Source organism: Couchioplanes caeruleus, from assembly GCF_023499255.1.
GTDB lineage: Bacteria > Actinomycetota > Actinomycetes > Mycobacteriales > Micromonosporaceae > Actinoplanes > Actinoplanes caeruleus_A.
Map to the genome: position 1 here is coordinate 6,735,503 of NZ_CP092183.1, position 20,063 is coordinate 6,755,565.

21 protein-coding genes and 1 pseudogene are annotated in these 20,063 nt (G+C 70.9%); 6 read left to right on the top strand and 16 right to left on the bottom strand.

Annotation, left to right across the window (positions count from 1 at the left end; genetic code table 11):
- Nucleotides 1-3: 3 nt before the first annotated feature.
- From COUCH_RS31125 to COUCH_RS31140, 4 genes are all read right to left on the bottom strand, one after another.
- A complete protein-coding gene (locus tag COUCH_RS31125; RefSeq protein ID WP_249608765.1) occupies nt 4-909 on the bottom strand; it encodes a phosphotransferase enzyme family protein in 906 nt (301 codons plus the stop codon).
- A 9-nt stretch (nt 910-918) separates the two neighbouring features.
- Nucleotides 919-1,725: a TrmH family RNA methyltransferase gene (locus COUCH_RS31130; protein WP_249608766.1), complete on the bottom strand. Its 807-nt coding sequence runs from the start codon at nt 1,723-1,725 to the stop codon at nt 919-921.
- Between the two features lie 11 nt (nt 1,726-1,736).
- On the bottom strand, nt 1,737-3,281 hold the full coding sequence (locus COUCH_RS31135) for an aldehyde dehydrogenase family protein (RefSeq protein ID WP_249608767.1): 1,545 nt from the start codon (nt 3,279-3,281) through the stop codon (nt 1,737-1,739).
- Nucleotides 3,282-3,391: 110 nt separating this feature from the next.
- Nucleotides 3,392-3,781 (bottom strand): HPF/RaiA family ribosome-associated protein, encoded by a 390-nt coding sequence (locus COUCH_RS31140; protein ID WP_249608768.1) that lies wholly within the window; start codon nt 3,779-3,781, stop codon nt 3,392-3,394.
- 165 nt (nt 3,782-3,946) lie between these two features.
- Between COUCH_RS31140 and COUCH_RS31145 the strand changes: the two genes are divergently transcribed.
- Nucleotides 3,947-5,416: a family 43 glycosylhydrolase gene (locus COUCH_RS31145; RefSeq protein WP_249608769.1), complete on the top strand. Its 1,470-nt coding sequence runs from the start codon at nt 3,947-3,949 to the stop codon at nt 5,414-5,416.
- On the opposite strand, the gene mycP is transcribed toward COUCH_RS31145, so the two are convergent.
- The 4 genes from mycP to COUCH_RS31165 form a co-directional block, all read right to left on the bottom strand.
- Entirely contained in the window at nt 5,413-6,495 is a 1,083-nt protein-coding gene (mycP, locus tag COUCH_RS31150) for a type VII secretion-associated serine protease mycosin (protein WP_249608770.1), read from the bottom strand. The genes COUCH_RS31145 and mycP overlap by 4 nt on opposite strands.
- 35 nt (nt 6,496-6,530) lie before the next feature.
- Complete coding sequence (locus COUCH_RS31155) at nt 6,531-7,769, bottom strand: hypothetical protein (protein ID WP_249608771.1); 1,239 nt, start codon at nt 7,767-7,769, stop codon at nt 6,531-6,533.
- Nucleotides 7,769-8,149, bottom strand: a complete 381-nt coding sequence (locus COUCH_RS31160; RefSeq protein WP_249608772.1) for a hypothetical protein — start codon at nt 8,147-8,149, stop codon at nt 7,769-7,771. Before COUCH_RS31160 ends, COUCH_RS31155 begins: the two co-directional genes overlap by 1 nt.
- Before the next feature lie 109 nt (nt 8,150-8,258).
- Nucleotides 8,259-9,143, bottom strand: coding sequence for an MBL fold metallo-hydrolase (locus tag COUCH_RS31165; RefSeq protein WP_249608773.1), 885 nt, complete (start codon nt 9,141-9,143; stop codon nt 8,259-8,261).
- Between the two features lie 82 nt (nt 9,144-9,225).
- On the opposite strand from COUCH_RS31165, the gene COUCH_RS31170 reads away from it, so the two are divergent.
- From COUCH_RS31170 to COUCH_RS31180, 3 genes are all read left to right on the top strand, one after another.
- Nucleotides 9,226-10,098: a LysR substrate-binding domain-containing protein gene (locus tag COUCH_RS31170; RefSeq protein WP_249608774.1), complete on the top strand. Its 873-nt coding sequence runs from the start codon at nt 9,226-9,228 to the stop codon at nt 10,096-10,098.
- Nucleotides 10,095-11,609, top strand: a complete 1,515-nt coding sequence (locus tag COUCH_RS31175; RefSeq protein ID WP_249608775.1) for an FAD-dependent oxidoreductase — start codon at nt 10,095-10,097, stop codon at nt 11,607-11,609. The genes COUCH_RS31170 and COUCH_RS31175 overlap by 4 nt, the downstream gene beginning before the upstream one ends.
- 156 nt (nt 11,610-11,765) lie before the next feature.
- On the top strand, nt 11,766-12,839 hold the full coding sequence (locus tag COUCH_RS31180) for an FG-GAP repeat domain-containing protein (RefSeq protein WP_249608776.1): 1,074 nt from the start codon (nt 11,766-11,768) through the stop codon (nt 12,837-12,839).
- A 30-nt stretch (nt 12,840-12,869) separates the two neighbouring features.
- Here COUCH_RS31180 and COUCH_RS31185 read toward each other — a convergent pair whose 3' ends face one another.
- The 4 genes from COUCH_RS31185 to COUCH_RS31200 form a co-directional block, all read right to left on the bottom strand.
- Nucleotides 12,870-13,655: an META domain-containing protein gene (locus tag COUCH_RS31185; protein WP_249608777.1), complete on the bottom strand. Its 786-nt coding sequence runs from the start codon at nt 13,653-13,655 to the stop codon at nt 12,870-12,872.
- 63 nt (nt 13,656-13,718) lie between these two features.
- On the bottom strand, nt 13,719-14,075 hold the full coding sequence (locus COUCH_RS31190) for a hypothetical protein (RefSeq protein ID WP_249608778.1): 357 nt from the start codon (nt 14,073-14,075) through the stop codon (nt 13,719-13,721).
- A gap of 4 nt (nt 14,076-14,079) precedes the next feature.
- Nucleotides 14,080-14,343 (bottom strand): hypothetical protein, encoded by a 264-nt coding sequence (locus COUCH_RS31195; protein ID WP_249608779.1) that lies wholly within the window; start codon nt 14,341-14,343, stop codon nt 14,080-14,082.
- Nucleotides 14,344-14,848: 505 nt separating this feature from the next.
- Nucleotides 14,849-15,139, bottom strand: a complete 291-nt coding sequence (locus COUCH_RS31200) for a GNAT family N-acetyltransferase (RefSeq protein ID WP_249608780.1) — start codon at nt 15,137-15,139, stop codon at nt 14,849-14,851.
- A 458-nt stretch (nt 15,140-15,597) separates the two neighbouring features.
- Here COUCH_RS31200 and COUCH_RS31205 point away from each other — a divergent pair, with 458 nt between their 5' ends.
- Nucleotides 15,598-17,691, top strand: a complete 2,094-nt coding sequence (locus tag COUCH_RS31205; protein WP_249608781.1) for a galactose oxidase-like domain-containing protein — start codon at nt 15,598-15,600, stop codon at nt 17,689-17,691.
- A 79-nt stretch (nt 17,692-17,770) separates the two neighbouring features.
- Here COUCH_RS31205 and COUCH_RS31210 read toward each other — a convergent pair whose 3' ends face one another.
- From COUCH_RS31210 to COUCH_RS31220, 3 genes are read right to left on the bottom strand one after another with little or no spacing between them, the layout of a single operon-like run.
- Nucleotides 17,771-18,367: a maleylpyruvate isomerase family mycothiol-dependent enzyme gene (locus tag COUCH_RS31210; RefSeq protein ID WP_249608782.1), complete on the bottom strand. Its 597-nt coding sequence runs from the start codon at nt 18,365-18,367 to the stop codon at nt 17,771-17,773.
- Complete coding sequence (locus COUCH_RS31215; protein ID WP_249608783.1) at nt 18,364-18,789, bottom strand: SRPBCC family protein; 426 nt, start codon at nt 18,787-18,789, stop codon at nt 18,364-18,366. Before COUCH_RS31215 ends, COUCH_RS31210 begins: the two co-directional genes overlap by 4 nt.
- The gene (locus COUCH_RS31220) at nt 18,786-19,130 is read right to left on the bottom strand and encodes an ArsR/SmtB family transcription factor (protein WP_249608784.1); all 345 of its coding nucleotides are present in this window, start codon (nt 19,128-19,130) and stop codon (nt 18,786-18,788) included. Before COUCH_RS31220 ends, COUCH_RS31215 begins: the two co-directional genes overlap by 4 nt.
- Before the next feature lie 121 nt (nt 19,131-19,251).
- Here COUCH_RS31220 and COUCH_RS31225 point away from each other — a divergent pair.
- A pseudogene (locus tag COUCH_RS31225) lies at nt 19,252-19,554 on the top strand (DUF6010 family protein); the annotation flags it as partial.
- A gap of 82 nt (nt 19,555-19,636) precedes the next feature.
- Here the strand turns inward: COUCH_RS31225 and COUCH_RS31230 are convergent.
- Nucleotides 19,637-20,062: an MmcQ/YjbR family DNA-binding protein gene (locus COUCH_RS31230; protein WP_249608785.1), complete on the bottom strand. Its 426-nt coding sequence runs from the start codon at nt 20,060-20,062 to the stop codon at nt 19,637-19,639.
- Between the last annotated feature and the right edge of the window lies 1 nt (nt 20,063).

The following is a 20,063-nucleotide window of genomic DNA, read 5'->3' on the forward strand; positions in this document are numbered from 1 at the left end:
CCCTCACGTCTCCCACTCCGGGAGCAGCCACGCGGCCGCGGCCCGCAGCTGGCCCAGGTTCGCCTCCACCCAGCCTTCGGTGAGCGACTCGGTGCCCCGCATGGCCGGCTTCGCGTACAGGTGGAAGTGCAGGTAGCCGACGCGGAGCAGGACGTCGAGCCAGGGCAGGGCCTCGACCGCCTCCTCGGACAGCCCCCGGACCGTACGGTATCCGGCCAGGAACGCCGGCCACTGCGGGGTCGCAGCGACCGGGCTGAGGTCCGTGGCCAGCCAGTTCTCGGCGGCGCAGTCGAGGTCGTAGAAGATCAGGCGGTCGCCGTCGGCGTGGACGTTGTCCAGCGTGACGTCGCCGTGGCAGACCCCGCGCTCGAGCCCGGCGCCGGCGATCCGGCTCGCGGCCTCGGCGGTGAGCGTGGCGGTGACCCGGCGGTCCTCCGGGCCGGGCAGGCGGGCGAGGACGTCGTCGAGCAGCGTCACCGGGTCCACCGCGGCCGGGGCGGCGAACCCGGACGCCGCCTCGTGGAATGCGGCCGTGGCGACGCCGAAGCGGCGGTAGAGGTCGTCGGTGCGCGGCTTCCGCGGCTTGGCGCCGGGCGCCCACTCCCACAGGGTGAAGGCCCGCGGCCCCTCGGCCGCCGCGATCGTGCCCGCCGGGCTGCCGTCGGCGAGCGGGACGCCCTGCGCGACCCCGGCGCCGACGTGGGCGGCCAGCGCGACCTCCCGGCCCGCCGCGTCGTGGCCCGTCCGGTAGAGCTTCAGCACGAACGGGCCCGCCGGGGTGTCGACGCGGTAGACGTCGTTGACCAGCGAACGCAGGAGCACGCAGCCGGTCACCGCGATGCCGTACTCGCGGGTCACCAGGCCGGCCAGCCAGGACGGGTCGACGACGGAGCGCAGGGTCGGCACCATGGGCGAACCCTAACGCCGCTGCCGGGCCGCCTCGTACAGCGCCACGGTCGCCGCGGACGCGGCGTTCAGCGAGCTGGCCGCGCCGGTGATCGGGATGCGCACCATCCGGTCGCAGGCGTCGCGCCAGGCGGCGCTGAGGCCGTGCGTCTCGTTGCCGACCGCCAGCACGGTCGGGCCGGTCAGGTCGTGCTCGGCGATGTCGACCGGCCCGCGCTCGTCGGTGCCGACGATCTGCACGGGTACGCCCAGCCCGCGCGCCCAGTCCAGCACCTCCCGGTGGCTCGGCACCCGCACGACGGGAAGGGCGAACAGCGAGCCGGTGCTGGCCCGGACCGCACGGGGGTCGTACGGGTCGGCGGCGTGGCCGGTGACGATCACCCCGGCCGCGCCGAACGCGTCCGCCGAGCGCACCAGCGTGCCGACGTTGCCCGGCGTCGTCGGCCGGTCGAAGACCACGACCAGCAGATCCGGGCGTACGGCGATCCGCGCCGGGTCGTCCGCGGGCAGTCCCACCACGGCCAGCAGCTCGGGCGACTCCTCGTCCTTGCCGCCCAACTCACGCATCAGCTCGGCGGAAACCACCGCGCGCGGCGCACCCGTGGACTCCACGAGGTCACGCGCCCACCGGGACAGCGCCGGGCCGTCCGCGGTGAGCAGCGTACGGATCTCCCAGCCGTGCTCGGCCGCCAGCGAGATCGGGCGTACGCCCTGCACGAGGAACTCCCCGGCGCGGTGCCGTTTCGTCCGGTTGTCGAGCAGCGCCTGCCACTGCTGGAAGGTGGCGTTGCGGGTGGTGATTCGCAGGGTCCTGGGCACGCCGTCCGACGTTACGGCGTGGGCGGGCAGCTCGTGTAATCGGGGAAGTTGCCGTACAGCCGCTCCCCCGGGCCGCCCAGCGTGACCGCCTGCACGAGCAGGTCACCGCCGACGAAGGCGCCCTTCCAGGAGGCCCCGCGCCCGCCGAACGTCTCGTCCCGGTCACCCCGCGAGCGCGGCCGGTTGATGCCCACCTTGTACGCCTGCACGTCCTGCGCGAGCTTGGCGCCCAGCTCCTCGTCGTCGACCGCGAGGCTGGCCACCAGCGCACCGTTGCTCGCGTTCATCGCCGACAGCAGCTCCTCCTCGGTGTCCACCACGATGATCGTGTCGACCGGCCCGAACGGTTCGGCGTGCATCAGCCGCGACCGTCCCGGCGGGGCGAGCAGCGCGGCCGGGGCCACGTACGCCCCGATGTCCTGACCGTCGAGGTAGCGGCCCTCGGCCGCGTCGCCCCGGTGCAGCGGCACCGCGCCGCCCCGGACCGCCTCGTCCACCTTGCGCCGCAGCTCGCCGGCCTTGGCGGCGCTGATCAGCGGCCCGAAGTCCAGCTCCGGCAGCGGCTCGCCGGGCGCGGTGACGGCCAGCGGGTGCCCGAAGCGCACGGACTTCACCACGGGCAGGTAGACGTCGAGGAAGGAACCGACCAGGTCGCGCTGCACGACGAACCTCGGGTACGCGGTGCAGCGCTGCTTGCCGTACTCGAAGCCCTTGCGCAGGTGGCCGGCGAGCAGGTCCCACTGGGAGAAGTCCCAGATCCCCCACGCGTTGAGCCCCTCCTGCTCGATGAAGTGCCGTTTGTCGGAGTCCAGCAGGGCCGCCGCGACCTTCCCGCCGTTCGACCGGCCGCCCACGAACGCCACCGCCCCGATCTCCGGCGCCCGCACGAGCACCTCGGACAACTCGTCGCCGCTGCCGGAGAGCAACGTGACGGGCAGCCCGGCGCGGGTCATGAGGGCGTGCGCGAGCGTCAGGCAGACCGCGCCGCCCTGCGACGGCGTCTTCGCCACCACGGCGTTGCCGGCGAGCAGCTGCACCAGCTCGGCGTGGACCAGCACGCTCATCGGGTAGTTCCACGAGGCGATGTTGCTGACCGGCCCGGGCAGCGGCTCGCGCCCGGCGGCCTGCCGGTCGATCTGCTGCAGGTACCACCGCACCCCGTCCAGCGCGCGGTCCACGTCGGCGCAGGCCGCCCGCCACGGCTTGCCGATCTCCCACACCAGGGTCAGGGCGAGCAGGTCCCGGTGCGCGGTCAGGGCCTCGACGGCCACCGCCACCCGTGCCTTGCGCTCGCCGAGCGGCGTCGCGGCCCAGTCGCGATGCTCCCGCGCCGCGGCCCGCACGGCCCCGGTCGCGGTTCCCGCGTCCACCCGGGAGACCTCGGCGATCAGCGACCCGTCGACGGGGGTACGCAGGTCAGCGGGCACACCGCCGTCGTGCCAGGTGCCGCCGTACAGGTTGCGCAGCCGGTCACCGGCGACGGCTTCGGGCACGGCGGCACGGACACGGTCGAAGACGTCTGTCCAGGCGGTACCGGGGGCGAGGATCAGGCTCATGTGCCCATGCTGCGGAGGGACGCCCGCGCGGCACCAGACGTACGCCGCGGGGCGCCCCCCACATCTTCTCGCAGCGGCAAGAAGAGAAGAACTTCTCTGCCTGACCGGCGTCAGATCACCGGTTCTTCCTCCTGCGGCAGGTCCGCGAGCCCGGCCCGCAGATGCCGGTTGTGGCGCGGCTCCTGCCGGGTCTTCGCGTCGTCGAGCCGCCGGCGCAGGTCGTCCCGGACGTCGTTGAGGGCGGCGTGCAGGTCCTCCTCGGCGGACGTCGTGACGATCTTCTGCCGGCCCGCGATCCAGCACTCGAGCGTGACCTTCTGCCCGCGGGCCTCCCGGTCCTTGACCGACACCTCCAGCTCGGTGGTCTCGGCGGGGAAGGTCGCCAACCGGGCGTCGAGCGTGGCGAACTGCTCGGCGATCCAGTTCCGGTCACCCAGCGAAAAGCCGGCTCCGGCCCGCAGGCACTGCTCAACGGTGGCCGGTTCTGCCGCGGCACTCATCAGGTCTCCCTTCGGTGGGGAACTACGTGATCACCCCGTACCCGATCCGTACCGGAAAAGCACCTCACATCCGGCACGCCGACGGGAAGGAAACCTTGACAATCGACGTACGTGAATGAGGGAATGTGTTCGTCTTGGTCCTGTCACGTGCGTACGGGAGTGATGATGGGCGTTGTCTCCGCGATGGTCGCCGCCGTCCTGACCGCAGGCGCCCTGGCCGCGCCCGCCGCACCGGCCGCCGCCGTGCCTGATCTTTCGACGGCCGAGGCCGGCAACCCGTTCGTCGACGGTTGGTACGCCGACCCCGACGTCGCCGTCTACGAGGGCCGGTACTGGGTCTTCCCCACCTCGTCCCGGCCCTACAACGAGCAGACCTACCTGGACGCCTTCTCCTCCACCGACCTCGTGCACTGGACGAAGCACCCGAACGTCCTGACCGTCGCGAACGTCTCCTGGGCCCGCCGGGCGGTGTGGGCGCCCGCGCCGGTGCAGCGCAACGGCAAGTACTACCTGTATTTCGGCGCGAACGACATCCAGAGCAACTCGGAGCTGGGCGGCATCGGCGTCGCGGTCGCCGACCGCCCGGAGGGCCCGTACGTGGACGCGATCGGCGCGCCGCTGATCGGGCAGTTCGTGAACGGGGCGCAGCCCATCGACCAAGACGTGTTCGTCGACGACGACGGGCAGGCGTACATGTATTACGGCGGCTGGCAGCACGCCAACGTCGTGAAGCTCAACAGCGACATGACCAGCCTGGGCCGCTTCGCCGACGGCAGCACGTACAAGGAGATCACCCCGGCGAACTACACCGAGGGCTCCCAGGTCTTCAAGCGCAACGGCAAGTACTACCTGATGTGGTCCGAGGGCTATTGGGGCGGCTCCGACTACTCGGTCTCGTACGCGATGGCTGACTCCCCCACGGGACCGTTCACGAAGATCGCCAAGATCCTCACCCAGGACGCCGAGGTCGCGAAGGGCTCGGGCCACAACGCGGTGGTCAACGTGCCGGGCACGGACATCTGGTACATCGTCTACCACCGGCGCCCGCTCAGCGAGACCGACGCCAACCACCGCCAGCTCGCCTACGACCGCATGTCCTTCAACGCCGACGGCACGATCCGCCCGGTGACGATGAAGGTCAAGGACAACTTCGACGACGGCAACGCGTACGGCTGGAAGGCGTACGGCTCCACCTGGTCGGCGGCCGACGGCACCTACCGCGCGACCGCCTCACCCGGCGGCAAGTCCCTGCAGGACACCAACTTCGCCACCCTCACGTACGACGCGGACGTCACCATCACCACCGGCACGGGCGACGCGGGCGTGGTCTTCCGAGCCACCCAACCGGCGACGGGCACGGACGCCTACCGCGGCTACTACGCCGGCCTGACCACCACGGGCCGCGTCATCCTCGGCAAAGCCGACAACAACTGGCGCCAACTCGCATCGGCGGCCTTCCCGGTCACCCGAGGCACCCGCTACCACCTGCGAGTCGAAGCAACAGGAACCACCATCAAGGTGTACGTCGACAGCACCCTCAAACTCACGGCGACGGACACCAGCTTCACCACGGGAGCAACCGGCGTACGCGTCTTCAACACGGCAGCCGCCTTCGACAACATCTCCATCGCCTAAGACCGCCGCCGCCGCACCACGACCAAGAGGCCGACAACCAGCCCGCCGATAAGCAGCACCCCGGCAATGGCCAAACCACCGACCAGAAGGGGACTAACCCGCCGCGGCCCCGGGCCGGAGTCAGAAGCCCGCAGCGACGCTCCGTCATCGCTCGCACCGGCCGACACAGCCGGTGCAGCAGCGGGAACATCGGCGGTGAGCGCCTTGAGCAGATCGAGGCGGCCGTATCCGTAGGTGTCGTCCCGGCCGGGCTTCCCGGCGTCGGTCGCGGTGGCAGTCAACCGATGCACGACCTCGGCAGCGGAAAGGTCCGGATACTTCGCCCGCACCAGAGCGGCCGCCCCACTGACGATTGCCGTCGCCTGGCTTGTCCCGCTGCCGGAGCTGTAACCCTGCTTGTAGATGCTCGTAGTGGCGATGTCCACGCCGGGCGCGGTGAGGTCCACCTGCGGACCGGTGACCGACAAGTCGGCGATCCCGCCGTCTCGGCCGACCGCGCCGACGGTAAGAACTTCGGGATATTTCCCCGGGTAGCCCTCGTCGGCGTCTCCCTTGTTGCCCGACGACGCCACCAGCACGATGTCGCGTGCCTGGGCCGCACGGATCGCGTCGTGGAGGGTGACGTCGTCACCGCTGCCGAAGGACATGTTGATCACACGCGCGCCGTGATCAGCCGCGAAGTCGAGGGCGTTGCGCACTTCGTCGCTGTTGGCGAAGAAGTCGCTGGTGGTGCTGAGGGGGAGGATCTTCGCCGCCGGGGCGATGCCGAGGATGCCGCTTCCCTCGCCGTGTCCCCGACCCGCGATGATTCCGGCCATGGCAGTGCCGTGGCCGTTGAGGTCGGTGCGGCCGTCACCCTTTCCGTTGACGAAATCTTTGCCTCTGACGACGGCTGCGGCGAGGTCACGGTGTTTGGCGTCCACACCGGAGTCGATCAGCGCGATCGTGACACCCGCACCCCTGGTCGTTTTGTGTACCTCGCTCACCTTGAGCGCCGACAGGTACCACTGCCGGTCCCGCACCGGGTCAGCGGCCGCCGGGGCCGCCGACGACCCGATGAGGCACAGCACCGCGGCCACCGCCAGCGAGCTGCGCCGCACGTTCGCCCGAGACGTCACCGAGTGAGTCCGATGACGCCCGGACCAGGATTGTGATCGGCGGGCCGAGTGTCCGGCTCGATGACAGGGGCGACGCCGTGCAACACCTCCCACGGCTGGTCCGGCGAACCTCCGATGGTTTCGCTGCCGGCGGGTTCCTTACGGCCGCGATTGGCGGCGGGCTGAACGACGGGCTGCCCACCGGTGCGGCCCGGCCGGCCCGCACCACCGCCCGTGCGGCCCGGCGCCCCGTTCCCGCCGATCACCGTGCCGGACGGCATTGCCGTGCGCACGGACACGGGCTGGCGCGCCGCGGGCGCAGCCCGTCCACCTAGGGGCGCCGGAGTTCCGCCGACACTCCCCGCACCGGCGCGCATCCCTGGCGCGAGACCGATCAAGCCTCCCCCTCCCACCGCTGCGCCCGGCAGGCCGCCGCCCGGGAGCGTCGTCCCGCCTGGCAGCGGCCCGGCAACGCCGGCACCTGGTGGCGTCCCAGGCGCAGGGGTCAGAGGAATGACACCCGCCAGGTCCGGACCACCTCCCGGGGACGGGTCGGATCCGATGTCCGGCGGCACGGCGCCAGAGCCGGAGTCCGGCGGCAAGGTGTGCGGGACCTCGATCGGACGAGGGGTCGCTTGTAGGTGGCCCACGCCGGATCCGCTGCTCGAGCCGGCTCCATGCCCACTCGCCGCCCCATTGCCGCCGGCGTAGGTCGTCGACCCGTCATCGATCGGGACCTCCGAGGACTCCTGATCGTTCGCCTTGAGTGTGAACAGGCTGGGCGGTTGGATCTGGGTGCTGTGATCGGCGATCGCTGCTTCGGCCTCGCGCATCGCCTGGCGGGCCTTTTCGTCGTACTCGTCCTCCGCGTGGTCCGCCCAGCGGGGGATGATGTCGTTGGCCGCGTTGTCGCGGACCTCGACCAGGGGCTGGATCTTGGCCTGGGCCGCGCCCAGTGCCTCGATGATGCCGCGCAGGCCCGCGCGGGTGTCTTCGGCTCGGGTGAGGGTCTGCTGCATCGAGGTGGCGAGGCCGTCCATGTGGCGCAGGAAGACCTGGGCGGACGTGTTGCTGGCCGGGGGCCAGACCGCCGCCAGGTTCTCCTTCGCCTTGAGCAGGCGGCTGTGCTGGTCGCGTACCTCCTGGGTGAGCGAGTCCCAGCCGAGGACCCGGTCGGCCCCGGTGCAGGCGTTCTCGTGCCGGAGCTTGTCCCAGATCGCGGGGAGGTTCTGCCGGTCCCAGTATCCGTCGGCCATCACACCGCTCCTTCGGCGATGGCCCGGTCGGCGTCCGCGATGGCGCCGCTGAGCAGTTTCTGGACGTGCTGCTGGGCCGCCTCGGAGCTCATGTCGACGCGGGCGAAGTCGCGGGCGATCTGTTCGGCCACGTCGGCGAGGATGCCGGCCGCGAGCTTGTACGCCCGCAGGTTCGCGTCGGTGTTCTCCAGCGCCCGGGCGTACCGCTCCTTGGCGGCCAGCACCGTGCCGCTGTCGATCTTCGCCCCGAAGACGACGCCGTGGGCGTGGAGGTCGGCGCCGCGGTCTGCTGCCGATGCGAAGCCCTTGTCCGCGTCCGCACGCAATCCCTGTGCGAACTCGTTGACCTGATCGGTCTGGATCTGCACCCCGTCCGGCATGCCGTACCTCCCCGTCCGCCGCGACGCCACAGCATATCGATCGACCCGTACGGATGTGCGCCGATATCCACAGCCGCTGCCTTCGACACGTACGGGGGCCTGAATCTGTTCAGGCCGCGCAGAAGCAGCCGACTCCCTTGGCGATCCAGTCGCGGCCGGACCAGTCCGGGTGCCGGTCGATCAGCACCGCCTCCACCTCCGCCGCGATGGTCTCCTCGTCGAGTGCGGAGTCGCGCCGCTTCCACGTCTCGTCGCGTAGTTCCTCGAGGTAGGCGCGCACCTCGGCCAGCAGCGCAGGGCCGCCGATGTCGCCGTGCCCGGGTACGACCGTGCGCGGACCCGCCTCGCTGAGCCGCCGCATGACCTCGATCCAGCGCACGCCGGAGACGTCGGTGTCGTGCGGCGGGAACCAGGGGAAGATGGCGAACTGGCCGGCCTCGACGAGGTCGCCGGTGAACATGACGCCCGCGTCGGGGACCGTGATGACCTGGTCGCCCCGGCTGTGCGCCGGGCCGGTCGCACGCAGATGGACCACGCGGCCGCCGAGGTCGAGGTCGTACGCGTCGGCGTAGGTGACGTCCGGGGCGGGCAGCTCGACGTCTTCGAGGTAGCGGGCGGTGGTCTCGGCGAGGCCGCGGAACATCTGCAGGTAGCCGGGGCCCTTGGTGGTCAGGTCGTCGGCCTGGGCGCGGTTGACCAGGTACGTGGCCTCGCCGGCGAAGGTACGGGCCCCGAAGGCGTGTTCGGGGTGGAAGTGCGTCGTGGTGAGGTGGATGCGGCGGCCGCGGGCATGCTCGGCGGCGAAGGCGAGGACCTTCTCGGCGTTGCGCGGGCCCATGCCGGTGTCGACGACCAGCACCGAGTGGGTGCCGCCGATGACGCCGATGTTGGGGACGAGGGGCACGTTGCGGTTCTCGATGACGACGACGTCGCGGGCGACGTCACGCGCGTGGGCCGGGTGGACGACGGGTTCGGGCAGCTCGTGGTCGGGCATGTCCCCAGTCCATCTCCGCGGCACCGGGGGCGTCCAAGTCCGGCTCCGCACAGCCCATACCGTACGAGTATCGTCGCAGGCCATGGAGCTTCGTTCGCTGCGCTATTTCGTCGCGGTCGCCGAGGAGCTCCATTTCGGGCGCGCCGCCGCCCGCCTGCACATGACGCAGCCGCCGCTGAGCCGTGCCATCCGGCAGCTGGAGGCGGACCTCGGCGCGGTGCTGCTGCACCGCTCCCCCGCCGGAGTCTCGCTGACCCCCGCCGGTTCCGTGCTGTACGACGAGGCCCGCGCGATGCTGGAGCGCGCCGGCGAGCTGCGTACCCGCATATCGGCCGCGGCCGGAGCCGCCACCCTGACCGTCGGGGTGCTGGCCGACAGCGCCGAGCGGGCCGGGGTCACGCCGGCGGCGGCCTTCCGGGAGCGGCACCCGGACGTGACGGTCCGGGTCCGCGAGGGTGACTTCGCCGATCCGACGGCGGGGCTGCGCGCCGGCCTCGTCGACGTGGCGCTGACCCGTGCGCCGTTCGACGAGACCGGCCTCAGTCTGCGGGTGCTGCGGTCGGATCCGGTCGGCGTCGTGCTGCGTACGGATGATCCGCTCGCCCGCCGTGACCACCTGTGCCTGAGCGACCTCGCCGACCGGCAGTGGTTCCGCCTTCCCGACGGCGCCGACCCGCTCTGGCGCGCCTACTGGAATCCGGTGCCGCCGCAGCATGACGCCCCGATCGTGCGCACGGTGCAGGAGTGCCTGCAAGCGGCCATGTGGAACGGCACGATCGGGTTGACGGCGCTCAACCATGCGCTGCCCGAGGGTGTCACCGTGGTGCCGCTCACGGACATGGCACCGAGCCGGCTGGTCGTCGCGTGGCGCACCGCCGACGCCGGCCCCCTGGTCCGCGCGTTTCTCCGGGACGTGGTTAGCCGACCGTCCCGCCGGGCACCACCGGAGGCATGACAGCGACCCGCAGGGCCCGCTTCACCAGCCGTCACGCCCGCAGGCTCATCGCCGTCGATCGATCCCTGCCGCCGGCCGTGCAGGACGGCGTGCACACCGTCGTGGTGGGTGGCGGGATCGCCGGCGTCTCGGCGGCCCTGCTGCTCGCCGAGCGGGGCGTACGGGTGACGTTGCTGGAGCGCGGCGAGCGGCTGGGCGGCCGGTTGGCGGCGTGGCCCAAGACGCTCGCGGACGGTTCGCGGCAGATGGTCGGGCACGGGTTCCACGCGTTCTTCCGGCAGTACTACAACTGGCGCAACGTGCTGCGGCGCGTGGATCCGTCGCTGTCGTTCCTGCGGCCCGTACGCGGCTATCCGGTGATCTCGCGCGACTGGCCGCAGGAGGATTTCGGAGGTCTGCCGGGCACGCCGCCGTGGAGCCTGCTGGCGCTCATGGCGCGCTCCCCGAGCCTTCGGACGCGTGAGATGCGCGATGTCGACGGCCCGACCTCGCTGGCGCTGCTCCGCTACTCGCGGACGGAGACGTACCGCAGCTTCGACTCGATGTCCGCCGCGACGTTCCTGGACCGGCTCGGCATGCCGGACCGGGCCCGGGCCATGCTGTTCGACGTCTTCGCGCACTCGTTCTTCAACCACGCGGCCGAGATGTCCGCAGCCGAGATGATCATGCAGTTCCACTTCTACTTCCTGCGCAACGCCGAGGGGCTGGGCTTCGACGCGCCCGGGGACGACTACGAGACCGCCATCTGGCGGCCGCTCGCCGCGCGGCTGGAGAAATTGGGCGCGGACATCCGTACCGGTGCGACCGTCGATCGGATCGAGCCCGGCTGGACCGTCACGCTCGCCGGCGGGCAGCAGGTGAAGGCCGAGCACGTCGTGCTCGCGGCCGATCCGCGCTCCGCGCGGGAGATCGTCGCCGCCTCGCCGGGACTGGTCCGGCACGCTCCGCGGTTGGCCGCCCAGATGACGACGGTACGGACCACAGCACCGTACGTCGTCAGCCGCGTGTGGACGGACCGCGACGCCGCACCCGGCCGCGCCGTGTTCACGAGCGTGTCCGGGGAGCCGACGCTCGACTCCGTCAGCCTGTTCCACCGCGCCGAGGCGGAGGCCGCACGGTGGGCTCACCGCACCCACGGCGCGGTCATCGAGCTGCACGAGTACGCGGGAACGCAGGACGCCGACGCGGCCACCTCGGCGCACCGGATGTGGCAGCAGCTGGGCGCACTGTGGCCGGAGACCGCGCGGATGAGCATCGTGGACAGTGACAGCCGGCGGGGCGACGACGCACCGGCCTTCCACGTGGGCAGCGACGCCACCCGGCCGGGGGTGACCACCGAAGCCGACGGGCTGTACCTGGCGGGCGACTGGGTCCGCATGCCGTTTCCGGCGGCGCTCATGGAACGCTCGGCCGGCTCCGCCGCGCTCGCCGCCAATGCCATTCTGCGGAATCACGGAATTCGTCAGTTGCAGGTCTATTCGGTGCCGTTGCGCGGTCTGCTCATTCGCTGAATCGTCAGACCGGACGGCGCGAAGCATACCGGCCGCCCGCCGTTTGTGCGGCCTTTGCGGCAAGGGGACGGCAACCGGACTGAATCGCGGCACAACCCCAGGTCGGCGCTAGTTTGAGAGCGCTCGCCCAATCCAGTTCGGCACACGGGGGAAAACATGTTCCGCACCAACCGTCTCATCGCACTCGCCGCCGCAGCCGCCGTCTCGATGATCGTGCAGATCCCGGGAACACCGGCGGCCGCGACACCACCGGCCGGCGGTGGGTTCAGTGGCGTCGCCGGTGATTTCAACGGCGACGGCCGCGACGACATCGTCACGTTCACGCGCGGCAGCTCCGCCGACGTGTACGTGGCATTGTCGACCGGATCCTCATTCTCCGGCACCGGCGTCAAATGGCACGACTATTTCGCGGCGGGTACGGAGACACCACTCGTCGGCGACTTCAACGGCGACGGCCGCGACGACATCGCGACGTTCACCCGGGGCTCGGCCGCGGACGTGTACGTCGCCCTGTCCACCGGCCATTCCTTCGTCGGCACCGGCGTCAAATGGCACGACTACTTCGCCGCCGGCACGGAGATCCCGGCGGTGGGCGACTTCAACGGCGACGGCCGCGACGACATCGCCACCTTCACCCGCGGCAGCTCCGCCGACGTGTACGTCGCCCTGTCCACCGGCCATTCCTTCGTCGGCACCGGCGTCAAATGGCACGACTACTTCGCCGCCGGCACGGAGATCCCGGCGGTGGGCGACTTCAACGGCGACGGCCGCGACGACATCGCCACCTTCACCCGCGGCAGCTCCGCCGACGTCTACGTCGCCCTCTCCACCGGATCATCCTTCTCCGGAACCGGCTGGAAATGGCACGACCTCTTCGCCGTGGGCACGGAACTGCCGTCGGTCGGCGATTTCAACGGTGACGGCCGCGACGACATCGTGACGTTCACCCGCGGCTCGGCCGCCGACGTCTTCGTCGCGCTCTCCACCGGTTCCTCGTTCTCCGGTACGGGCTGGAAGTGGCACGACTACTTCGCGGCGGGCACCGAGATCCCGGGCACCGGCGACTTCACCGGCGACGGCCGTACCGACATCGCCACCTTCACCCGCGGCTCCGCAGCCGACGTGTACGTGGCCCGCTCGACCGGTAGCGCCTTCTCCGGCACCGGCTGGAAGTGGCACAACTTCTTCGCCGTGAACTCGGAGATCCCGCAGCCCGGCATCCTCTGGTGACATCCCCAATTCCCAGCGCTGCCCCGGCTCTCACCGGGGCAGCGCTGCGAACTGCATTCCGCGCCCGTCCGCGGCGGTCAGGGTCAGACGATTCCCGGTTGTGTGTACGGACAATCGGCCGCGCAACAATGCGAGAACGCCGCTGTCCCAGCCTTCGAGCGTTTTCGAGCAGTGAATCTTCCGGGTGCTCAGGCCCGGAAAGGTGACGGAGCCGGCGGCGATGGACGCGGGCCCCTCGAACCCGGTACAGCCGGTCGACCCGGTCACCCGTCCCGCGTCGATCACCAGGTACGCCTGCGCGCCGGCCGGCACCGAACCCGCCGTACCGTTCTCCATCAGCGTGTCCAGCGCCCAGCGCACGCCGGTCAGCGGCCGGTCCGGCTCGGCCGAGCGGACGTCGGTGAGGCGCAGCCGTGCGGTGTCCGTGCTGAGCAGCAGGCTGTCGCCGTTCAGCGCCCACCGCGGCCGGCCCTGCAGGAAGCGGGCCACCCGGGTGTCCTGATCGGCCAGGCCGGGCGAGCATCCCATCGCCGTGCCGCCGACCTCGGAGACGACCAGCCGGTCCCCGTCGGCGGCGACCGACCCGGCAAGGTGGTTGCATCCCGCCTCGGCCGCCACCTCACCGTTGCGGAACGTGAGCCGCACCCGGGTGCCGGCGACCAGCGGCAGATCCTGCTCCTGCTCGTCCCCCATGGTCACGAACGTCCGCCCGTCCAGCACCGCGGTTCCCTCCGCCGCGGAGCCGGAACCGCATCCCGCGATCGCCATCGTCGTCGCCACGGTGAAGAGCAGCTGCCATCGGATCGTCATGGGCATTGGGACGGCTCACTTCCGCCGTACGGTTCCCGCCGGCCCCACGCGCGTGACAGATCCTCCGCCTCACTCCACCGCGTCGAGCACGTCTTGCAGTAGTCGCGCGATCTCCCGAAGGAACACGGCAGCGCCCGCATCCGTCTGATCGTGATCGATGCCCCAGTTGGCGTCGACCTCGACGAGCCGCAGCAGGGTGCCGGCCGGTTGCGGCTCGGCCAGGACAGCCTCAAGAGCATCCAGATACTGGCGCAGAAACACGGTGTTCGTCCGAGCAGTACTCGCGAGATCTCGCCGGACCTCATGGAAATCCTCGGCGTCGGCGACGTAGCCGTGCAGCAGGGCGCGCACTTTCTCGATCGCCGGCAGCGCCATGCGCTCGGCGATACGAGCGCGCATCGGTTCGGGCAGACCGGACGTGTCCATCAGCTCACCCTAACCCTGCGGGAAACGCGCTCACGACGAAGGGCTCCGCCGGGTCGGAGTCCGGTACAACCTTGATACGGACCCTGACCAAGCTGGTTTCTCCGTATTCCGCCTCGCGAGGGCCAGCACCGTACATGCCCTTGTTGTAGTAACCCAGCCCGACGCGGTGGTCGGCATTGAAGGTGCCTTCGTGGAATTCGTCCACGGCGAGATCGCTTCGAATCGTCGCCCAGTTCTCCACGACATACCGGTTGATCTCACGGTTCATGGTCGAAGGATCGGTCCATTTGTAGGACGCGGTCGCGGGTTTGCCCCACGGGGCGTCACCGTAAATGCGCCCTTCGACGGTCTTGTCCCCCGGACTCCTCCGCAGAGCGATATCGGGTCCGTGCCGCTCGATCGTGTGCGCACCATCATTACTGTGAGCAGCGTCGTTCCTGGCGATGTCGAACCTCGGGGGGTCGTCACCGAGATCCTCGTATCGCCTCATAATCTGCCGGATGCCCGCCTCGTCAGCATCCGAGGCATGCGCATGTACGGTGCCACTCCCGACGTTGCCCGAGGCGGAACCGGGTCGACCGGTGCGGGCCACCTCAGCGAGCGAGTCGTGCGCCTGGGCGACGCTTCCAGCATCCGATGGCCGCGTTCGCATCCCGTCGGCCGCTCTCCGGGAACCGCCGTCGCCTTCCCCGCTGCCGTGCGATCGCCGCGGGCGCCCCGTCACAGCATCGTCCGCTCAAGTCTCATCACCCGCTGAACCGGCACCGTGACGGTTATTTGATCCGGCGGGTGGAGCGGACCACGATTTTCTCGTACTCCGGGTGCTTGTCGAGCCATCCGCTCAGGAAGGGGCAGATCGGCACGACCGTGCGGCTCCTGGTCCGGGCGTCGTCCATCGCCGCGCGGGCCAGGGCCGAGCCCACGCCCCGCCCCTCGTACGCCGGCTCCACGCGGGTGTGCGTGTAGGCGATGATCGTGCCGGTCAGCTGGTAGGTCAGCACGCCGGCGAGGACGTCGTTCTCGTCGCGCGCCTCGAAACGTTCCCGTTCGGTTGCGTCAGTCACCGCGATGCTCACCGGGCCATCCAATCATGATCCGGCCGCGGCCGCGGGGTCACCGCCGGCGGGTTCGCCGCAGTTGCGTGATAAATGACCCTTCGGCGCATTCACGATATGGCTCGGGCGGGAAATCGCGACACACCGGCGCAATGCACTCTTTGCTCTCCTGCAAATAACTGCGGCGCCGATGGCGTACCCGCCGTTCGGTCAGATCCACACGCCCTGACGGTGACGGGAACAGCCACAGCGTGCCGATGCGAGGCATTGAAGAACGTCCTGAGGCGCCGTTAAAGTGACCGCACCGGCCACATAAGACAAGGCGTTCACGGCGATTCCACGCCGGACCAGCAATGACGCGGCGCGGATTTCCCTGCGCGCGTCCCTCCAGAACGCAGAAAATGCGAATTCATCGATGCACGCCGGGGCGGCAACCTGTTGCGCGACTTCGGGGGAGGGCACAATTCATGCGTACGCGGCGCGGCCTCATCGCATTCGGATCACTGCTCGCGCTGTTCCTGCTCGGCGCGGCACCGGCCGGCCCTGCCACCGCGGCCGCCGGCACCGCAGGGGCGGCAGCCGTCCCGCACGCCCGGGAGCACGACCACGGCCACGAGCATGCGGAAGAGGACCTGGCGGGCACCCCGATGCGGGTCATCGAGGAACGGACCGCCCGGCAAGCCGCGCGGGTGCAGAGCGAGACCGGGCACCGCCCCGGGACGGCGCGCACCAGGGCGGCGGTCGTCGCGGACCCCGGACAGTCCGGATCGTGGAGCCCGGTCGTCGGCACACCGGTCGTCCCGGTGTTCCAGGCGGTGCTGCCGAACGGCAAGGTGCTGATGTGGGACTCCGTCGGCGACAACGCAGCCGAGTCCTACGGGGATCACAGCTTCACCCGCGCGATGGTCTGGAATCCGGCCGACGACACGTACAAGCGGGTCGACGTGCAGGGGTCGAACATCTTCTGTGCGGGCTTCGCGCACCTGGCCAACGGCAACGTCCTGGTCGCCGGCGGAAACGCCGACTCGAGCCTGGCCGGAACGGTCCAGACGCACATCTTCGACTGGCGGGCGCAGACGTGGAGCCGCGGCAACGACATGGCCGCCGCCCGCTGGTATCCGTCCGTGGCGCAGACCGCGAACGGCGAGGAGGTGATCGTCGGCGGCGGTCCGGCGACTGCCGAGGTGTACCAGACCAACGGTGCGATTCGCGCGCTCACCAACTTCACCCAGTACGGATCACGGGTCTATCCCTTCATGGGCTCACGGCCGGACGCGCAGCTCGGCCTGTTCGGTCCCTACGTCACCGGATACACCCTGACCACCTCCGGGAACGGCATCATCACGGCCACGAGCACCCGCGACAGCATTCACCGCGACTACGGCAGCTTCTCCACGTACGACATCGGCAAGACGATCGTCGTGGGAGGCGGGAACATCACCGAGGACGGCGCCGCGAAGGTGCCCACCCGAACCGCCGTCGTCCTGAACAGCCGTACCGGACCGGCCCCCTCCGTCACGGCGACCGGGTCGCTCTCGACCCGCCGGCGGCAGCTCAATGCGACCCTGCTCGCCGACGGCTCGGTACTGGCGACCGGCGGCATGACCAGCACCGCGACCTCGGAACTCGTCGACCTGGACCATGCCGCGACCGCCGCGGAACGCTGGGATCCCGCGACGGGCCAATGGACGGTTCTGGCCGGCGCCAGCCGCGTACGGCAATACCATTCGACGGCCGCGCTGCTGCCCGACGGGCGCGTGATGACGGGCGGCGGCGGGGTCTGCGGCATCTGCACCCGCGTCGGCTATCTCGAGAAGAACGTCGAGTACTTCACCCCGCCGTACCTCTACAAGAAGGACGGCAGCGGCGACCTCGCGCCGCGGCCGGTCATCTCCACCGCACCGGCCGGCGTCGGCATCACCACGACGTTCACCGTCTCCTCCCCCCAGGCCGCGACCGTCAGGAAGGTCGCCCTGGTCGGGCTCGGCGACGTCACCCACGGCGTGGACCAGGGCCAGCGCTACATCCCGCTCAGGTTCACGGCCTCGGGTACGACGCTGACGGTCACCGGGCCGCCCAACGGCGGTGTCGCGCCTCCCGGCTACTACATGCTGTTCCTCGTCGACGCGGACGGCGTACCCTCCACCGCCACGATGGTGCAGGTCGCCAAGGGCCCCAATCCGGTGATGAGCCCGCTGAAGAACAGCACCGGCCGGTGCATCGACATCCCCGCCTCGGCCACGGCCATCCGCACCTACCTGCAGGCGTACACCTGCAACGGCACCAAGGCACAGTCGATGATCCGGCTGCCCGACGACAACTCGCTGCGGGTCCTCGGCAACTGCGTCGACGTGCCGTCCCGCCAGTTCGTGACGGGCCAGAAGATCTGGACGTACACCTGCAACAGCACGGTCGCCCAGACGTGGCGCTTCGGCACGGACGGCACGGTCCGTCCGTTGGGCAACACGGCCATGTGCCTCGCGGCGGCGTCGACGGCCGGCAAAGCGGCAGTCCAACTCGCCGGCTGCAACGGAAGCGCACTCCAGAAATGGGTCTGGTAGCGCGGCCGGCGAAGCACCGAGAGCCGGTCGTGCGGGGTGACGGGGGCGGCGCCGCGGCTGACGGCGCGCGCCCCGGTCGTCAGCTGCGGGGCAGGCTCTGTCCGCCGGGAAGCGTACGGCCGCTCAGCAACGCCACCAGCGACCCGCTGTCCGCACGGACGAGCCTGCCGCTCCCCCGGTTCCAGGCCGCGTCGGTGGCCTCGAGCCGGACGCCGGTCAGGTCGATGCCGAACCACGCGCCGTCCGCCGCGGCGATCCGGTCGAGGATGGCGGCCACCGCTTGCGGCGGCGCGACGGGCGGCCGGCCGAGTGCGATCGTCACGTCCAGGGAGTGGATCACGGCGTGGCTCAGGGCGCCGGCCTCGCCGCCGCCCGGGGGCTGCCAGGCGTGCAGGACCGGCGATCGGAGCTGGTCGAGGAGGTCGGCGGCGGGCAGGGCGGCGTCCCGCGCGGCCACGGTGTCGGACAGGACGCCGAAGTCTCCGCGTGCCGCCGCCATCTCCGCGCCGAACCGTTCCGGTGTCAGCCGGACCGGCATCGTGACGTGCGCGACCACGTGGCGTACGGCCCACTTCTCGCACAGGGTCGGGGCGTCCCACGTCTCGGCGGGCGCGCCGGCGAGCAGGTCGGCGAGCCTGTCGTACGTGGGCCCGACCCAGGGCTGCAGTTCGGTCACGGCTTTTCTCCCAGGTATGCCTCGAGCTTGTCGAGGGAGGTGAGGAAGCCGGCGCGGGCCTCGGGCGTACGCATCGCCTCGGGCACGTGCCGCTGGTGGATGACGACCGCGGTGCTGGCGTCGCCGAGGTCCTCGAGGGTGCTGGTGGTGTGCATCCCGCTGGCGGGCTCCACCCAGGACAGCCGTTCCGGCGCGACGACCTCGGTGAACGTGGCGACCATCCGGTGGCTGCCGTGCGCGCCGACCATGAGGGTCTCGAAGCGGCCGCCGGGGCGCAGCTCGACGATGATGCCGTCGACCGGGGTGTCCATGCCGCGCGGTCCCCAGAAGTGGGCCAGTTCGGCCGGCTCGGTGAGGCATTTCCACACCAGCTCGCGGGGCGCACGCAGGACCCGCCGGTAGACGAGCTCGTCGTCGCTCACTGCTCGCCACCCTGGAGCCGGGCCAGATGCGTCTCCAGCCGGTCCATCCGCTCCGACCACGTGCGCCGGCTCTCCTCGATCCAGGAGCCCGCGGCCTGCAGCGCGGCCGGTTCGAGCCGGCACGGCCGGGTCTGCCGGTGCCGGCCCCGGGTGACCAGGCCGGAGCGTTCCAGCACCCGGATGTGCTGCGACACGGCCTGCAGGGTCATCGCGTACCGGTCGGCCAGCTCGGTGACGGTCGCCTCGCCGGCGCTGAGCCGGGCGACGATGTCCCGCCTGGTGCGGTCGCTGAGCGCGGTGAACACGGCATCGAGCCGCTGCTCGTCGACGGTGGTGGTCATGCCGCTAGTCAAGCGGACGCTTTATAAAGCGTCAACTAGAGAAGCGGCGTGGCGGTAATCCGTGGGAACGTGGCAGCCAGACCGGTGTCCCCGGCGCCGGGGCGCTCCTAGGTTTTCCGGCATGCTTCGTTACCTCACGCCGGTGATCATCGGTCTGACCTGGGCCCTGGCCTGCTCGTTCATCCCGGAGCCGCGCCGCCGTCAGGCCAACGCGGTCGTCGTCGGGGGCGCCGGGGCCGCGTACATCAGCGGCGGCGGCTTCGGCCTCGGCGAGCTCGCCTTCACCGCGCTGATGACCGTGGTGGCCTGTCTCGGGCTGCGGTCGTGGACCTTCATCGGGGTGGGCTGGCTGCTGCACACGGCCTGGGACGTCCTGCACCATCGGCGCGGAACCCCGCTGATCCCCTCGGTGCACGACTCGTCGTTCGGCTGCGCCGTCTGCGACCCGGTCATCGCCCTGTGGTGCTTCGCCGGCGGCCGCTCCCCCGCGGAGCTGATCCGGTGGTTCACTGCGGCGGGTGCGCGCTCAGCCAGGCGGACGCCCGGCGCGCCGACGCCCGGGACAGCCACGCGTCCTGGACGAGCTCGGCGAGCTCCGTACGCGTCAGCTCCCCGATCCGGCACGCCCGCAGCAGCACCGACGGATGGCCGTTGAAGTGCTCGGTCGTGAAGAACGGCGACGCCTCGTCCTGGACGAGCGCCTGCTTGTCCGTCTCCGACTCGACCCAGAACACGACGACGTCCGGATAGCGTTCGCCGGTCGCGGGGTCGACCGCGTCCGGCCGGGGGTTGCGGAAGAAGATGAAGGACCTCCCGCCGACCTGGTAGACCGGTTTGTCCCCGGCGGCGTGGTCGACGGTCACATGCGGCATGGCCAGGGCCAGCTCATGGACGTCCTCGATGCGGGCCGGCCGGTCCTCGTCCCGTGACATG

Coding starts and splice junctions, on each gene's coding strand:
- COUCH_RS31125 (WP_249608765.1), bottom strand. CDS start 909: ATGGTGCCGACCCTGCGCTCCGTCGTCGACCCGTCCTGGCTGGCCGGC.
- COUCH_RS31135 (WP_249608767.1), bottom strand. CDS start 3,281: ATGAGCCTGATCCTCGCCCCCGGTACCGCCTGGACAGACGTCTTCGAC.
- COUCH_RS31140 (WP_249608768.1), bottom strand. CDS start 3,781: ATGAGTGCCGCGGCAGAACCGGCCACCGTTGAGCAGTGCCTGCGGGCC.
- COUCH_RS31145 (WP_249608769.1), top strand. CDS start 3,947: ATGGGCGTTGTCTCCGCGATGGTCGCCGCCGTCCTGACCGCAGGCGCC.
- COUCH_RS31155 (WP_249608771.1), bottom strand. CDS start 7,769: ATGGCCGACGGATACTGGGACCGGCAGAACCTCCCCGCGATCTGGGAC.
- COUCH_RS31160 (WP_249608772.1), bottom strand. CDS start 8,149: ATGCCGGACGGGGTGCAGATCCAGACCGATCAGGTCAACGAGTTCGCA.
- COUCH_RS31165 (WP_249608773.1), bottom strand. CDS start 9,143: ATGCCCGACCACGAGCTGCCCGAACCCGTCGTCCACCCGGCCCACGCG.
- COUCH_RS31170 (WP_249608774.1), top strand. CDS start 9,226: ATGGAGCTTCGTTCGCTGCGCTATTTCGTCGCGGTCGCCGAGGAGCTC.
- COUCH_RS31175 (WP_249608775.1), top strand. CDS start 10,095: ATGACAGCGACCCGCAGGGCCCGCTTCACCAGCCGTCACGCCCGCAGG.
- COUCH_RS31180 (WP_249608776.1), top strand. CDS start 11,766: ATGTTCCGCACCAACCGTCTCATCGCACTCGCCGCCGCAGCCGCCGTC.
- COUCH_RS31185 (WP_249608777.1), bottom strand. CDS start 13,655: ATGCCCATGACGATCCGATGGCAGCTGCTCTTCACCGTGGCGACGACG.
- COUCH_RS31190 (WP_249608778.1), bottom strand. CDS start 14,075: ATGGACACGTCCGGTCTGCCCGAACCGATGCGCGCTCGTATCGCCGAG.
- COUCH_RS31195 (WP_249608779.1), bottom strand. CDS start 14,343: ATGAACCGTGAGATCAACCGGTATGTCGTGGAGAACTGGGCGACGATT.
- COUCH_RS31205 (WP_249608781.1), top strand. CDS start 15,598: ATGCGTACGCGGCGCGGCCTCATCGCATTCGGATCACTGCTCGCGCTG.
- COUCH_RS31220 (WP_249608784.1), bottom strand. CDS start 19,130: ATGACCACCACCGTCGACGAGCAGCGGCTCGATGCCGTGTTCACCGCG.
- COUCH_RS31230 (WP_249608785.1), bottom strand. CDS start 20,062: ATGTCACGGGACGAGGACCGGCCGGCCCGCATCGAGGACGTCCATGAG.